Origin of the sequence: Rhodococcus sp. OK519 (assembly GCF_003051005.1) — a bacterium.
Lineage (GTDB): Bacteria > Actinomycetota > Actinomycetes > Mycobacteriales > Mycobacteriaceae > Prescottella.
On the sequence record NZ_QAOW01000009.1, the window covers coordinates 76,863 to 91,653 of the forward strand.

A 14,791-nucleotide genomic window follows, 5' to 3' on the forward strand; every position below is an offset into this window, starting at 1 on the left:
CGGGTCTGATCCGCGTCCACCACTCCGGGGTGCGCTTCCGAAGCGTGAATTGACCGTTCCGGTAGCTGCAGCAATCGTTGTAGCACGGGTTGGAGGCGCTCACGACTCGGACGAACGAGGTACTTCACTCTGCTTGCTCATGCGATTTCGCAAGCTACCGTTTGCTGAACAAATGTCCAGCTCAGAAGCGGGGGCCGTGGGTCCCGATCGGTAACGCGCCAGGCTACGAAGCGCGTGACCGACACCGCTCGGCAGCACTACTCGCGGGTAACCGGCGGGACCTGCAAATACATTTCGAAGCAACCAGATGGACGGGCCGAATCATGAAGACTGGTCGGACTTCTTGAACGTTTCAGGTGTCCGATTCAGGCCAAACGACCCGAGCCGCAGGCGCCCCAGGGGACAGCCTCTCGGCCTGCTATGGCAGTGCATCCCCGCCACTTGGACCACAAAACCGACTCGTCGGTGTGATAAAAGACACAAGGCTTGACAATCGCGCAGCCGCTTCATCTTTCAACTACGCGAGGGCGAGATCATGCGGGCGCCGCGCGTTGAAAGCTCAGCCGGCGAGCCCGCCGGGATGCCTGGGGAAGTTCAGGTAGGCGCGTGACGGCGTGGGGCCCCGCTGCCCCTGATACTTCGAGCCGGCTGCGGTGCTGCCGTAAGGGTTCTCAGCGGCACTGCTGAGGCGGAACAGGCACAACTGCCCGATCTTCATCCCCGGCCACAGCGTGATCGGCAGGTTCGCGACATTGGACAGTTCGAGCGTGATGTGCCCGCTGAATCCCGGATCGATGAAGCCCGCGGTCGAGTGCGTCAGTAGCCCCAATCGGCCGAGGCTGGACTTCCCCTCGAGGCGGCCAGCGAGGTCGTCAGGCAGTGAGCACACCTCGAGAGTGGAACCCAGCACGAACTCGCCCGGATGTAGAACGAACGGCTCCCCCGCGGCCGGCTCGACGAGCGACGTCAACTCGTCCTGGCGCAGAGCAGGATCGATATGGGTGTACTTCGTGTTGTCGAAGACACGGAACAGTCCGTCGAGTCGCACATCTACGCTGGAGGGCTGTACCGCCCCGGGATCGAATGGGTCGATACCCAGTCGCCCGGCGGAACGCTCGGCACGGATGTCACGATCTGAGAGCAGCACAGCAAGAGGCTACCGGGTCGAAACTGGGCGCGACACAGGCCTCGCCGGACGACACGGCGACTACGGACGCGGCTCACGGATGCAGCCCGTCTGCTAGAGTTGCCGCCTGCAGGATAAATCCCCTCGAACAGTGGAAATCCATGCGCGCCGATGTAGTTCAATGGTAGAACATCAGCTTCCCAAGCTGAATACGCGGGTTCGATTCCCGTCATCGGCTCAACTTGTCGAATCACCGCACGTGATGGCGTCGACGACATCCCGATCGAGGATTGCTCCCCCTGGACCGCAGCACCGAGCTTGGCGCAGCCCAGGACTTTCCACTGCCGGCGGGAACGCGACGTCTTGTGGCTGTAGCGCGGCTAGCGCGACTGCATCTGAACCCAAGCGCCATACGGAAGTGCACGTCGCGCGGCTCCACACCAGTTCCGCCTCGTGATCGATTCAGAAACCAACCGATTAGCCGGTTTCACGCATCGGTAGCGATAATCCCGAGGTGACCGCACGCCGAAGGGACGCAAAGCGCTTATGCCGCCTCCCGATCCACTACCTCGCAACCGTTGCAGGCGCGAGCACCGTCGCCGCCATCTCCGTCTCCGCGGAAGGGCAGCGCGACATCGCCATCCCACTCGGGGCGGCCGCACTTCTCGCACTCGCTCTCGGCACGATGCAGATCACACTGTGCAGCGCTAATGCGAAGCCGCTTCCTGCGACAGAACAGGAACGGGCGGGCACGAGCGACGAGAACCGGTCGACCGGACCGCTCGGCGGTCGGGCGGCCAATCCAACGCCAACGCCGAAGGATTCCCACCATGGGTAGGCGTCACCGTCAACCCGTACGGCGTCTAAAAGCTCTGCCGGCAAGCGCTCGGAACGAAGTCGGATTCTGGGGACTCATCGTGGTCGGGCTGCTCACCGCCGCGGCGCTCTACGAGGCGATCGGGTACCGGGCGGAGCACGTGGACCACGACTACGTCACTCGGTATGTGCCCGTCGAAGCAGTCACCAGTATCGGGACGTCGAAACTTCCGTCCGCGACGCCCACACCGACGCTTCGGGCCAGGTCGTGACCGTCTCCCGACATTTGGGGGCATTCGTACCATTTACGGCCAACACCTCGAAGGCAACCATTCGTTCTGGTAACGTCCGGCCAATCACGAGGCTCAATCGTGAAGCGCGCGGGGGCGAATCCACGTCGTCCGCGAATCTGGTCGACGCATTCGCGTCGCCGCGATCCCCAAGGAGGCCCCATGGGCTCGTTCGAAGATATCTTCACCCACGTGACGTCGATCGACCTCGGATCGAGCACGATCAACACCCTGCTCGGGTGGTTCGGCGGACTCTTCGGCAGCACCGACTAGTCAGTTCCAACTCACCAGCGCTACAACGACGTCCGCGCTCTGCATGCGGCTCGCTGCGCTCCCCTACATCGGAGGTAAACCATGGGCTCGCTCGTTTCCATCATCCAGGTCCCCGTCATGAGCATCGACGCTCTCGGCACCGGCATCCTGAACTCGTTCCGCAACCTGATCGATTTCGGCAGCATCGCGCTCAGCGGACAGCTGTGATCATTGCCCGCTGACGCGTCCGCGTCTGCGAAACCACGTCGGCCGGGTGTACGTCTTGACCACGTACACCCGGCCGACGTGGTGTATGAGGACAGCTGTGGCCGACGTCTTCTCCCGTCCGGACGATGAATCTGCTGCTCGTCGTGGACGCCGTGGTGCCTCGCCAAGCCGGCCCGCTGCCACCTGTCTCGCCACGCTGGCGATGGCGTGGCTGTTCGGCAACGGCCCGCTCGAAGGTGAGACCCTGTGGACTTTCAGTCCACAACACGGCCACACGGTGTCCGACCTACTGTTGGTCGCAGCTGTTCTGTTCGCGGCACGCGCCTGGCGCCGGTCACACGGGGACCGGCGGCGACAGCTGGAAGTGATTGGAGCCCAGGCTCAGCCGAGGGCGGCTACCGCGCCGACGAGGGCCAGAATCGCGCCAAAGCCACCGATGAGAGTCCCCACGCCGGAGACGATCGGCTGGATCTTCTTGATGAGCGCGAGATCAGCTTCAGACGAACCCATGTTTATTCTCCCCGACTGGCAATGGATGTCCGCCGGCGCGCGGCACGGCGAACCTCACCCGGTCCGATCGCCGGGCGACGAATGTGACAGTAATCCAAATTGTGTGATCTGTCTCATCAATCCTTGAACTGTTTCGAGTTGAGCTCACCAACCGCCGGCCATCAGGCCTGCACGCCAGGGCAGATCCGACGCCACCCATTGCATCCGAACCTGGTCTCTGTCAGCGCGTTTCGATGGCAGCGCAGCGTGCGCACTGGAGTGCAGCCTCGACGCGGACAGCGGGTCGGGTGGGCTGGTTCGATAGTCAGCCCGACGATCCTGATCTACCTGGTGCCCTTCCAGCTTCCGCTGGGCCCGCTCACTCGGCTTCCTTGATCCATCGCGTCGCGTAGATCGTGCTCGGGCCGAAGAACTCGTGGACGATGCCATCGACGGCGTTCAATCCGTCTTCACTGTTGGTCATGATCACGACACTGCGCCCCGTCTCGGGGTAGGCGATGAAGAAGGCCTTGTAGGGGCCGTTGTCGCCCCAGTGCCAGATGGCGTCCCCGAGCTCGTTGCTCTGCAGCCCGATCCCGAGTCCCCATTTGATGTGCTCGATCGATTCCTTGTCGCTCCCACCGTGATCGGCGCTGCCCGTGGCGGTGAACATCATGTCGCGGGTGGCCGGCGTGAGCCCGTCCCCGTCGAGGAGCGCGCCGCGCAGGAACCTGTTGTAATCGAGCGCCGTGGTCCGCAGGGTGTACGCGATGTTCGCCCGGGGGAAGTTGCGGACGGGCTTCGGGGTGCCGTCCGCGGTGTGGCCTACCGAAGTGACCGCGCCGAAGGCCGGGTTGGTGACGAGGTCACTGCCCGTCATCCCGAATCGGTCGAAGACTCGCTCCCGGACGAGTTGTTGGAACGGCTTCCCAGTCAGCGACTCGACGGTCTTCTGCAGGTAGTAGAAGCCCTCGCCCGAATAGGACCACTGGGTTCCGGGCTCGAAAATGGTGCCCACCGGGGTGGTTTCGAACTCGGGGCTCGACGGCCCGGTGGCCCAGTTGGGCAGACCGGAGGTGTGCGTCAGCACCATTCTCCCGGTGATCCGCCCGGCTGCCGGATCTGCCGCGATCCGCGGATAGTCGAAGTAGTCGGACAGCGGCCGATCGAGGTCGAGCACACCCTCGTCCACCAGCTGGAGGACGACGTACGAGGCCACCACCTTCGTCAGTGAGGCCGCTTCGAAGACGGTGTCGGAGTCCACCGAGTCCCCCGTCGCAACGCTCGAGACACCGTAATTGAAAGCACGCTCGGTTCCGTTGTCCGCATAGACGACCTGCGCGCCGGGAATCCCCTGTTGGGCCAGGACAGCGTTGATGCGCTGCGCGACGGCCGCATACGAAGTGTCATCGGACGGCTCGCCGACAGAGCCGAGGGAGCCCAGCCAGCCAGGCGCACTCGACGTTGCCGCCAGGGCGGGTGTATCGAATGAGGTGGAGAGCACTATCGCACCTGAAAACGCCATGGCGAGAACAGGTACCAGAATCTTGCGTTGAACAGACTTCACTGGACACCTCGGGGAGATCGGCCGACGGACACTGCGATGCTAGATCGCATGCCGACCACATCGGCCTCGCGTAACAGACCTCTTACCGCCGTCAACCAGATTGAAACAAACAGCCGACCAGGCGAATCAGATTGACGTCCAACGGATCCCGAGTGCTCCGCGTCACATCATGCAGGATTCCTTCGCTTCCTCCGCCGTCGCCGGGCATCCCTACGCAGACAAAGAACGAACCCGGGACGGCGAAACGGTGGGTAGGTTCGGGTTCCATCGGTTCCCGCACCGGGTCCCTCGACTACCCGACGGACTCATCACGTCCACCGCTGTGCTCGACCTGCCCGATCCCTGGTGGGCCACGCGGCCGTCGACGTGGTCGATGTGACGCGACTGACGAGCCCGGTGTTCCACCTGACCGGGGCCGAGGATCCGGTCTCGACGGCGATACCGCAGGCCGCTAATCACGCGGTCAGCCCGGGGCCCGCCGCCCGCGGCCGGCTGCTGGGAGTGGGGCACAACTGGCCGGCGGACGGGGGTGGTTTCCGCGGCTACCTCACCGCGCGGCTGCGTTTCACCCTCACGGAGGACGCCGACGCAAATGCGTCAGATGACGACGAACGCAACAGCGACGGCGGCGGCGATGATCAGCGCGATCTGGGCCGCGAGGAGCAGCGATCCGGTGACGACGGCTGCTGGTGTCGCAGCCGAAGCGGCCGCGCCGAGCACGATCGTGTGCACGGAGGTGGGTCGGGGCGGCGGACGGTGGTCGGGCTCGTGGTGGCGCATGAGGCTCCTTCCTCGGACGAGGCCTGTGCGATGGGCGTGGACCCAGCCTAGGAACCGCAGGCGCAGCGGCCTTGGCCTCGAAGAACGAAGTTCCGGCCGAGCGCCTGCCCCGTGAGCCGAATACGCGGCAAAATTTGTCTTGCCAGAACGACGACCGCGTCTCAGAGTTGGTTACGGGGGCCAAGAAGTGCCCGACCGGGAGGCGTCGATGGCTTCCGAAACCGATGACGAGACCGTTCGACGCGCTGCGGACCTCGTCCTGCACATCGCGACGGCGCTACCCGCACGCGCGCCGGAACTGACGGCCGAATTGACGACCGCGCTGTCCGATGCCATCGCCGACGTGCGTGACGGACCGTTGATCGTCGACCTCATGCGTGCCACCGTCGAAGCCAATCTGGAGATGCTCGCGCACACCCTGCGCTACGACATCCCCGTCGACGAGGTCTCGACTCCGGCTGTGGCCAACGAGTACGCCCGGCGGCTCGCGCAGCGGGGCATCTCGTCGAACGCGTTGATGCGCGCCTACCGAATAGGCCAGCAGCACGTCGTGGAGTGGACTTTTGCCGAGATCGGACGCCTCGAGCCGGAGACCCGGGTGGCATTCGCCGCCGGCCGCCGTGTCATCGCAGTGACCCACGAATACGTCGACAGGATCTCCGAGGCGGCCGTCGAGCAGTACGAATCGGAGGTCGAACGCTGGACGACGGCCCGGAACACGGTCCGCACGGTCATCCTCGACGACCTGCTCGCCGGCAAACGACCGGACCTGCCCACCGCCGAGGCCGGCCTCCGGTACCGGCTGTGTCAGCATCACCTCGGCGTCGTTCTGTGGAGCGCCGAGGGTGGTCCGTCAGGCGCCGATCTCAGACAGCTCGAACGCGTCCTCGTGGCGATGAGCGAGGCGGCCGGCGGCGACGGAAGTCTCCTGTTCTTTGCACGAGACCAATTCACCGCGTGGGGCTGGATCGGATTGGGGCGCGACGCCACGGCGCCGCCCGTCGCGGATCTCGCTGCCGCGGTCGAGCCGGTACCGAGCGGAACGTTCGCGGCAGTCGGCACGCCCGCCGCCGATCCGGAGGGCTTCCGCGTCACCCACCTCGAGGCCGCGAACGCGCAGCAGGTCGCGCTCGTGGCCCAGGACCGTGCCCGTGCACTGACCTCGTTCGCCGATCCCGAGGTGCGTGTCGCCGCGCTGTTGGCCTGCGATGTCGAGTCTGCTCGACGCCTCGTCGACAGGGCCCTCGGCCGGCTCGCCGCTGACACCGAACCCGCCCGCAGACTGCGCGACACCTTGCTGAGCTTCCTCACTGCGAACCAGAGCTACACCGCGACATCCGAGCGCGTCCACCTTCACAAGAACACCGTCAAGTACCGCATCGGCAAGGCCATCGACGAGCGCGGGCGACCACTCGACGACGAGCGTCTCGATCTCGAACTCGCCCTCATCGCCTGCAGATGGTTGGGGCGGGGCGTGCTCAGGTCACCCGAGAGCTGACCCATCACGGGCCGGCCTCGCGTCCACACGTTCGCGGCCGAGCGTGCACGCGCACGCTCGGCCGCTTCCCATCGGACTGGCACTACCCCGCGGTCCGACGAGCGGCCCGCACCGGGAGCAGCGGCCGCCACGGCCAGTGCCGTCCGAGGCTGCCCCGCGCACGCAGGAAGCCGAGGCCGAGCACCAGTCCGAAGATGAGGTGCCCGATCAGCGACAGCGTGACCGTCCTCGCCGTCAGCGGGAACATGTCCTGCTGGCCACTGGGCGAGAGCGCGACGGTCGCGATCAGTCCGGCCCACACGGGAACCACCGCACCGGTGACGAACGCCAGGAGAACGGTCCTGCGTGACCGATGCTGGAGACCGAACGCCAAGGCGATGAGGAAGAAGGCAACGCCGATTCCCCCGCCGTCACCGAAGTAGCGCCACACGTAGCCGACGATCGCACCGGTCTGGGCATCAGATCCCGAGTGGAGCCACGTGCCCATCTTCGGAATGAAGTCGTCCCACAGGCCGAGCAGATACACGGTGTCGAGACGGAAGACGTCGTAGACCAGGCACGCGAACATCCCCCAGCCCAGCCCGTGTCCGACGATGCGGTCGATCGGGTGCGGAGCGATCACGCACAGAACGACCAGTCCCGCCGCGAGGGGGATGATGACCAGTGCACCGGTGGCGGTCATCGGCACGACGCCGAATACCTGTGCGGAGATCGCAAGGAGCGGCAGGGCCGCAAGCAGCAGGTACATCCCGATCCGGGCAAAGGTCCAGTGGTGGCGGACCGCCTTCTCGCCGACGCGCGGCGTGGCACCGGACGGTTCGTTTTCGCTTACGTCGGCAACGGTGTCGGTGGCGGGGATTGTGGTACCGAGAATTCGTGGCATGAAGGTGGTCCCTTCGGTCGCGGAGCCTCTCTCGACGAGTCGTCGAGTTCCGAGATCCAGCCTCCGTGACGAGCCCTACCTGCAGATAGTCCCCCGAGGGGTGGTGATAGCCCCCCTCGTCCGCCGCCGACTTCGGGCGGCCTTCGGACCATCACCGACCTCCCCCACGACCGAGAGCTAGCGGAGTGAACCCAGGCTGCCCGTACCGTTCCCCGCACCGTCCGAGGGGCCGGACGGAACTCCCCCGCACGCCAGGGTGGCGGACGGATCGGCTGTGGTGCGCACGGAGATCCGGGGCCCCGTCGCGCACGACGCCGCCGGGCCGTTGAGCTCAGCGAGAACATCGGCTATCCGCATCCCCAGCCCCATGGCCTCGTCAGGCGGCACCGCGCCGCAGCTGGGCGCACTCGCGGTGCTCGACCCGCTCGTAATCCCCACGGCCACAGTGCCACTGACGATCGCACCACCACTGTCGCCACCGAGCGTGCAGGCGCTGTGGGTGAAGCCGCGAACCGTCCACAGTTCGCCACCCGACCCCGACATATCGAGGGTCTCGTCAGTGTCGAGAACGACGCCGCACGTGTAGTGAGATGTCTGGCCGGACTTGCAGACCGGCGCTCCGGCAACGGGATTCCCGGTACCGGTCAGCCTCAGGACGCTGCCGTCCCTACCGCGGACTGCGGGTTGCCCGAGGGTGCCGACGGCGGCGTCCGGCGTCAGCGCGATCACCGAGTAGTCGAGTCCGCCTCCGGTGTCTCCGATACCGGACGTCGCGAAGCTGCCGACCCTGCTACTGGTACGCAGGTCCGCCGGCTCGGGTTCGTATACCTGGGCAGCGGTGGCAGTTCCGGTGGCGGCGGGGTTGGGGTCACAGTGCCCGGCGCTGAGCGCCAACGGCTGACCGGTCGCATCCGATGCAGTGAATCCGAACGAGCAGACGAGGTACCTCTCGGCCTCATCGATCGGGACGGTGGTGGTGATGTAGCCGTCGCCACCGATCGCGGCGCCGGCGGAGACCATCGCCGACGCTGCTTGGAAGTGGACGTCCGGTGGCGTCGCACGGGCCTGAGCGCCCTCCCGGAAAGATGCTCCGAACGGCGTGAACTCGGCCCGGAATCCGGCGCCCGTAACCGTCGCGGCGAGTTCGGGCCGGGTGACCGCGACGGTGGGCGTGCCGTCGGCGTCGAGCCAGGCGCCCGCGTACCCGGACGGGTCCGACCGGCGAAGCGCCTCTGCGAAACCATCGACCTCGTGCGCGGACGCCGCGCGATCCAGGTACTCCCCCGGCGACATGTCCAGGTCGCGGCGCAGCGCCGACACGAGGTCAGCGGGCAGTTCGTCCGCCGACGACTGGCCCCGGCTCGGCACGGTCGGCCCGCCGGGCGCGCCGGCGGAGATGCCGGTCATCTGCAGTGACAACGCCAGTGTCGTCGCGCCGACAATCGCGGCGCAACGCACGAACCTCTTTGCCATATCGACCCTTCGGTGGATGCCGTCGACGACCGTCAATCGGGTGAGCGCACCCGTCGGAGTTCGACGACCTACAGCGCCGAGGCGCAGGGCAAAGATACGGCACGACGGCGCGCGTGTAGGGCAGTTCGCCCGAGTCAGGTCCGTGACCGATGCAGCAGGTCCGCGACCATTCGCCGCCCCAAGTGGATCGGGTCCTCCGAGTGGCAGAACTTGGATCCGGCCAGGGCGCCGTCGTAGATCAGCTGAATCTGGGCCGCGACGGTCTCCGGATCTGGAACCTCGCCCGCGGCGAGGTTCTCCACGATCCGGTCGAACACCCACTGCCGGTGAGCCCGCACCGGGGCGAGCATCGGCATCTCGTCGCCGGGGAACTCGGTGGCGGCGTTCAGGTACTGGCAACCGCGAAAGTTGCGCACCGGAGCAGACGCCGCGGCGAGGTCGAAGAAGCCCAGGACGCGATCGAGCGGCTCCGCCACATCCGAGACGGCACCCTCCCAGCGGTTGCGGTCGCGCACGTCGAGGGCGTCCAGGTACGCCTGCACGAGCCCGTCCTTGGACCCGAACGCCGAATACAGACTGGCCTTCGCAACGCCTGACTCCGCGAGGATGCGATCGATCCCGACGGCGCGGATCCCATTGACGGCGAACAGTTCCATCGCGGTCGCGAGCAGTCGCTCCGCGGGCGATACCGGATTGTTCGACATCTGTTTCCGCAGTTGCAGGGATGGAGGCACCCGAACAGCGTAGCGACCTGCCCCGCAGCACACCGCGTCAGTAGACAGACAGGTCTGTCTACGCCTAGACTGCTGGCCGTGACCCGCAGCTTCCTGACCCGCCGCCTGCACCTTGATCTGGTGCGGGTCGCCGGCGCTGCGTGTCGTCGTCCCATGATGCGCTGATCTCAGCAGCCCCCGGACCCGCCTGTCGGCCAGAGATGTTCGCACACCTCTCTGCGCTCGACACCTCTTCCACACCTTGTTCCGCCGTCGCTCGAACTGCTCGGGCGCGGGGTACTCGGCGGTGTCCACAACCACTTCCGAAAGGTTCCGTCATGTCCTCGAAGGCCCTGTACCTGTACGAGATCGCCCCCAGCGCCGAGCGCCGGGACCAGATCGAGCAGATCATCAAGGAGTTCGACGCGTCCACCGCCGCCGCCGGCGGCGAACTGATCGAGACCCAGGTGACGAAGGGCGGCGAGCGCATCTTCGCGATCACCGAGTTCGACGGCTGCGCGGCACCGCTGCTCGACGCCGGCGCTCTGCAGGCAGCGGAACTCGATGGCCCACACGTAGTTCGGATCGTCGGCGCGGACATCGAGGACATCAAGGCCGCACGGCCCGACGCCGGATACCTGGTCGAGTGGGACATCCCCGCCGAGATCGACATGGAGACGTACCTGACCCGCAAGAAGGAGAAGTCGCCGCTCTACGCGAACATCCCCGAGGTCAGCTTCCTGCGCACCTACGTCCGCGAGGACACAGCCAAGTGCCTGTGCTTCTACGACGCCCCCGACGAGGACGCCGTCCGGCGCGCCCGCGAGGTCGTGAGCACCCCCGTCAGCCGCCTGCACGAGCTCGACACCGAACGGTAGATCACTCATGACCGCGACCATCACCACAACGAAAACCCAAGAGCGGGAACAGGCTCGCGCCTTCGTGCGTGACCGCGCCACCCTGCTCGACCGGGGCGAGACCGACATCAGGAAGGACGTGAGCCTCCTCGGCTCGCTGGGCCTGATCGACCTCGGACTCGGCGGGAGCCCCCTCACGGGGATGGTCGCGGTCATCGAGGACGTCGCCGCCGAGAGCCTGAGCGCGGGATTCGCGGTGTGGGCGCACCGCATGTGCCTCGAGTACGTCAGCCGGGGCCCCGCGGCCGTCCGCGACAGATACCGCGATCGACTCGCGTCGGGCACGACGATCGGCGTGACCGCGATGGCGGCCGGGCTGCGCCATGCGGCCGGGCTGGGCGAGGTGCCGCTGATCGCGACCCCGGTCGACGGCGGAATCGAGGTCAGCGGACCGATCCGATGGGCGTCCAACGTGTTCGAGAATGCAGTGATCGTGATTCCCGCCCGAAGCGAGGACGGCGCCACCTACGTCGCGGTGATCGATGCCGCGTCCTCGGGAGTCTGCATCAATCCCGCGCCCGAACTCCTCGCCCTGGGCGCGACAGCCTCGACATCCCTGACCTTGGACCGAGTGTTCGTTCCGGAGACGCAGATCATCAGCACCGACCTCACACGGTTCTGCCGCGACATCCGTCCCACCTTCCTGGCCCTGCAGACGTCGTTCTGCAGCGGCATCGCGGGGACGTCGTTGGCCGAGAGCGAAGGGCTCCTCACCGGACTCGGCGAGGAATTCGCCGACGAGCGCGCCGCGCTCTCAGACGAATACCGATCGCTCCGGAACCGACTGCACGACTTCGCCACCCGGATCGGCGAGGTCCCGGTGCGGGAGCTGATCCAGCTCCGCCTCGACGGCTCACACGTCGCGGTGTCGGCCACCCGCCTCGAGGCGACGCTGCGCGGCGGGGCCGGGTACGCCGCCCATCACCCGACCAACCGGCGCTTCCGGGAAGCAGCCTTCCTGCCCATCCAGTCACCATCGGAAGGACAACTGCGGTGGGAACTTTCGCAGTCTCGGTAGCGCAAGGCCGCAGATCCTTCCACGGCCGTAGGCGCCCCGTCCTCGACGGCGTGAACCTCGACGTCGAACGGGGCGAGATGCTCGCCATCGTGGGCAGCAGTGGCAGCGGCAAGTCCACGTTGCTCCGCATCATCGCGGGACTCGACGCTCTCGACTCCGGCACCATCCAGTGGGACGGCGAGACGGGTGACGGGCGTCCCCGCACCGGCGTCGTGTTCCAGAAGCCGCTGCTCCTGCCGTGGCTCACGGTGCGCGAGAACATCCATCTCGGCGGACGATTCACCGCGAACGCCGACGTCTTCGATCCCGCATACGCGGACGGCCTCCTCGACCGTTTCGGTCTCGCGGAGGTCGTCGACTCGTTCCCCGACGAACTGTCGGGCGGCCAGGCACAACGTGTCGCCGTGATCCGCGCCGTCTCGATCAAGCCACGCCTACTGCTGCTCGACGAGCCGTTCAGCGCCCTCGACCCCGCGATCCGCGGCGACCTGCAGCACTGGCTCGCCGGCGTCGCCGAAGAACTCGGGTGCACCACGATCCTGGTCACCCACGACATCGACGAGGCCGTCAATCTCGGCCACCGCATCGTGTTGATCGGCGAAGGCGGCACCGTCCGCCGCGAATGGGACTGCTCCTCGAGCGCCGCCGACACCGAGGCGCTGCGCGGCGACATCCTGTCGGCGTACCGCACCTCCGCGCTGGTCGGGGCGCCCTGACGGTGAGCGGAGCACACGTCAGCCGCCGCATGCTGCTGCAGGGCGCAGCCGGGCTGGCCGCGACCGGGGGCCTGGCCGGCATCGTCGACCTCGCCCGCACCGCGGGCACCAGTCGCGCGAACACGACCGGTCAGCTCCGAGTCGGTTATCTGCCGATCACCGACGCGGCGCCGCTACTGATCGCCCACAACACCGGCATGTTCGACGGCAATCCCGTGAGCCCGGCACAGCCGGTGATGTTTCGCAGCTGGTCGAGCCTCGCCGAGGCATTCATGAGCAGACACGTCGATGTGGTGCACCTGCTGATGCCGATGGCGGTGCAACTGCGATACTCGCTCGGCGGTGCCGCCCGGGTCCTCGGCTGGAACCACACCAACGGCTCCGCCCTCACCGTCGCACCTGATGTGACCGAACTCGGACAACTCGCCGGACGCCAGGTCGCCATCCCCTTCTGGTGGTCCATTCACAACATCGTGCTGCAGAAGCTGTTGCGCGCGAGCGGCCTGCGCCCCGTCGTGCGCACCCTGCCGTCGAGGTCCGAGGGCACCGTCGGACTGGTCGTGATGAGCCCGTCCGACATGTTGCCGGCCCTCGCGAACGGAGCAATCGGCGGATACACCGTGGCCGACCCGTTCAATGCTGCCGCGGAGATCAAGGGCGTCGGTCGGATCCACCGCTTTCTCGGCGACGTCTGGCGCGATCATGCATGCTGCGCACTGCTGGTGCACGAGGACGTGATCGACCGCAATCCCGCAGGCGTGCAACGGCTCACCGACGCCGTGACGTCGGCACAGTTGCGCATCGACGCCGACCGCAAGCGCGCGGCCGAGATGCTGAAGGCGGGACGCTACCTGCCACAGCCACTCCCGGCGATCACCAAGGCACTGACCTATCGCGCGGACCGCTATCCCGTCAGACACCACGCCTGGCAGCCACAGCGAATCGGCTACCAGCCGTTCCCGTTCCCCAGTTTCACCCAGGCACTCGTCGAGGCGATGCACGAGACGGAGGTGGACGGCGACCGCCGGTTCCTGTCCCGGCTCGATCCGGCCGCCGTGCACGCCGATCTGGTGGACGACCGTTTCGTGCGGCAGTCCCTGACGGCCGGGGACGGCCCGGCTGCCTTCGGACTACCCGCGAACCTGACCCGCACCGAGGAAGTGGATCCCACGTGAGCACTCAGCAGCCCTCCCGTTCACGGTGGTCCTCGTGGTGGCCGCCGCTCACCGCGATCGCCGTCGCCGTCACGCTGTGGTGGTTCGCGACGACGGTTCTGGCGTCGAATGATTCGCTGATCCGCGAGTTCGCCCCGCAGGAGGTGCTGCCCGCGCTCGGCGGGCTGATCGAGCGCGGCGTGCTGCTCCCGGACGCCGCCGCCAGCATGTGGCGTCTGCTCGTCGGACTGTCGATCGCCGCCGTGATCGGGATTCCGCTGGGACTACTCATCGGGCTCAATGCCACCGTGGACCGGGCCGTCCGGCCGGTGACCCAGTTTCTCCGGATGATCTCGCCCCTGTCGTGGGCGCCGATCGCGGTGGCACTGTTCGGAATCGGACATCGCCCCGTGTTCTTCCTCATCGCCGCGGCGGCGGTGTGGCCGATCGTCATCAACACCGCGGCGGGCGTGCACGCCATCGATCCCGGGCACCTGCTGGTGGCCCGGTCCATGGGCGCGACCCGCACCGAGCGGCTCACGACCGTCATCCTGCCCGCGATCCGGGGGCACCTGCAGACCGGTTTGCGCGTCGCGCTCGGCATCGCCTGGGTGGTGCTGGTGCCCGCCGAGATGCTGGGGGTCCAGTCGGGGCTGGGCTACCAGATCCTCAATGCCCGCGATCAACTCGCCTACGATCAGGTGATGGCCGTGATCCTGGTGATCGGGCTTCTCGGGTTCCTTCTCGACTCCGCGGCCCAGCGCGTCCTCACGACGCGACGCCGACGCCGGCAACCGGCCGTCGCCCCCGAACCGATCCCGGCCCGCTGACTCGCCGTCCCACCGTCGATCCGTCGAGGGACCGGTCCGCG

Annotated in this window: 16 protein-coding genes and 1 tRNA gene; 10 read left to right on the plus strand and 7 right to left on the minus strand. The window is 67.0% G+C overall.

Going from position 1 to position 14,791, the window contains the following annotated elements; translation table 11 throughout:
* Nucleotides 1-559: 559 nt before the first annotated feature.
* The gene (gene dcd / locus C8K36_RS20370) at nucleotides 560-1,147 is read right to left on the minus strand and encodes a dCTP deaminase (protein WP_107986356.1); all 588 of its coding nucleotides are present in this window, start codon (nucleotides 1,145-1,147) and stop codon (nucleotides 560-562) included.
* Nucleotides 1,148-1,293: 146 nt separating this feature from the next.
* On the opposite strand from dcd, the gene C8K36_RS20375 reads away from it, so the two are divergent.
* From C8K36_RS20375 to C8K36_RS25265, 3 genes are all read left to right on the plus strand, one after another.
* Nucleotides 1,294-1,364, plus strand: a tRNA-Gly gene (locus C8K36_RS20375).
* Nucleotides 1,365-2,043: 679 nt separating this feature from the next.
* Nucleotides 2,044-2,214 carry a hypothetical protein gene (locus C8K36_RS24905; protein ID WP_181319653.1) on the plus strand — a complete coding sequence of 57 codons (171 nt, stop codon included), beginning with the start codon at nucleotides 2,044-2,046 and terminating at the stop codon, nucleotides 2,212-2,214.
* Nucleotides 2,215-2,586: 372 nt separating this feature from the next.
* Nucleotides 2,587-2,712, plus strand: a complete 126-nt coding sequence (locus C8K36_RS25265) for a hypothetical protein (protein ID WP_258195518.1) — start codon at nucleotides 2,587-2,589, stop codon at nucleotides 2,710-2,712.
* Nucleotides 2,713-3,093: 381 nt separating this feature from the next.
* On the opposite strand, the gene C8K36_RS25270 is transcribed toward C8K36_RS25265, so the two are convergent.
* The 3 genes from C8K36_RS25270 to C8K36_RS24910 form a co-directional block, all read right to left on the minus strand.
* Nucleotides 3,094-3,222 (minus strand): hypothetical protein, encoded by a 129-nt coding sequence (locus tag C8K36_RS25270; RefSeq protein ID WP_258195519.1) that lies wholly within the window; start codon nucleotides 3,220-3,222, stop codon nucleotides 3,094-3,096.
* Nucleotides 3,223-3,580: 358 nt separating this feature from the next.
* Nucleotides 3,581-4,705: a serine hydrolase domain-containing protein gene (locus C8K36_RS20385; RefSeq protein WP_258195520.1), complete on the minus strand. Its 1,125-nt coding sequence runs from the start codon at nucleotides 4,703-4,705 to the stop codon at nucleotides 3,581-3,583.
* A gap of 660 nt (nucleotides 4,706-5,365) precedes the next feature.
* Nucleotides 5,366-5,548, minus strand: a complete 183-nt coding sequence (locus C8K36_RS24910; protein WP_181319654.1) for a hypothetical protein — start codon at nucleotides 5,546-5,548, stop codon at nucleotides 5,366-5,368.
* A gap of 208 nt (nucleotides 5,549-5,756) precedes the next feature.
* On the opposite strand from C8K36_RS24910, the gene C8K36_RS20395 reads away from it, so the two are divergent.
* Complete coding sequence (locus tag C8K36_RS20395; protein ID WP_146176517.1) at nucleotides 5,757-7,046, plus strand: PucR family transcriptional regulator; 1,290 nt, start codon at nucleotides 5,757-5,759, stop codon at nucleotides 7,044-7,046.
* 82 nt (nucleotides 7,047-7,128) lie between these two features.
* On the opposite strand, the gene C8K36_RS20400 is transcribed toward C8K36_RS20395, so the two are convergent.
* The 3 genes from C8K36_RS20400 to C8K36_RS20410 all read right to left on the minus strand — a co-directional run bounded on the left by C8K36_RS20400 (nucleotide 7,129) and on the right by C8K36_RS20410 (nucleotide 10,136).
* Nucleotides 7,129-7,929 (minus strand): hypothetical protein, encoded by an 801-nt coding sequence (locus tag C8K36_RS20400; RefSeq protein ID WP_107986360.1) that lies wholly within the window; start codon nucleotides 7,927-7,929, stop codon nucleotides 7,129-7,131.
* Nucleotides 7,930-8,106: 177 nt separating this feature from the next.
* On the minus strand, nucleotides 8,107-9,402 hold the full coding sequence (locus C8K36_RS20405; RefSeq protein ID WP_107986630.1) for a S1 family peptidase: 1,296 nt from the start codon (nucleotides 9,400-9,402) through the stop codon (nucleotides 8,107-8,109).
* A 134-nt stretch (nucleotides 9,403-9,536) separates the two neighbouring features.
* Nucleotides 9,537-10,136: a TetR/AcrR family transcriptional regulator gene (locus C8K36_RS20410; protein ID WP_420910915.1), complete on the minus strand. Its 600-nt coding sequence runs from the start codon at nucleotides 10,134-10,136 to the stop codon at nucleotides 9,537-9,539.
* A gap of 78 nt (nucleotides 10,137-10,214) precedes the next feature.
* Between C8K36_RS20410 and C8K36_RS25490 the strand changes: the two genes are divergently transcribed.
* From C8K36_RS25490 to C8K36_RS20435, 6 genes are all read left to right on the plus strand, one after another.
* Entirely contained in the window at nucleotides 10,215-10,301 is an 87-nt protein-coding gene (locus C8K36_RS25490) for a putative leader peptide (protein WP_420910920.1), read from the plus strand.
* A gap of 152 nt (nucleotides 10,302-10,453) precedes the next feature.
* A complete protein-coding gene (locus C8K36_RS20415; protein WP_107986364.1) occupies nucleotides 10,454-10,993 on the plus strand; it encodes a DUF4242 domain-containing protein in 540 nt (179 codons plus the stop codon).
* 7 nt (nucleotides 10,994-11,000) lie between these two features.
* Nucleotides 11,001-12,050 (plus strand): acyl-CoA dehydrogenase family protein, encoded by a 1,050-nt coding sequence (locus tag C8K36_RS20420; RefSeq protein ID WP_107986366.1) that lies wholly within the window; start codon nucleotides 11,001-11,003, stop codon nucleotides 12,048-12,050.
* Nucleotides 12,026-12,766 (plus strand): ABC transporter ATP-binding protein, encoded by a 741-nt coding sequence (locus C8K36_RS20425; RefSeq protein WP_107986368.1) that lies wholly within the window; start codon nucleotides 12,026-12,028, stop codon nucleotides 12,764-12,766. Before C8K36_RS20420 ends, C8K36_RS20425 begins: the two co-directional genes overlap by 25 nt.
* A gap of 29 nt (nucleotides 12,767-12,795) precedes the next feature.
* A complete protein-coding gene (locus C8K36_RS20430; protein ID WP_181319666.1) occupies nucleotides 12,796-13,941 on the plus strand; it encodes an ABC transporter substrate-binding protein in 1,146 nt (381 codons plus the stop codon).
* The gene (locus C8K36_RS20435) at nucleotides 13,938-14,750 is read left to right on the plus strand and encodes an ABC transporter permease (protein ID WP_107986372.1); all 813 of its coding nucleotides are present in this window, start codon (nucleotides 13,938-13,940) and stop codon (nucleotides 14,748-14,750) included. Before C8K36_RS20430 ends, C8K36_RS20435 begins: the two co-directional genes overlap by 4 nt.
* Nucleotides 14,751-14,791: the final 41 nt, after the last annotated feature.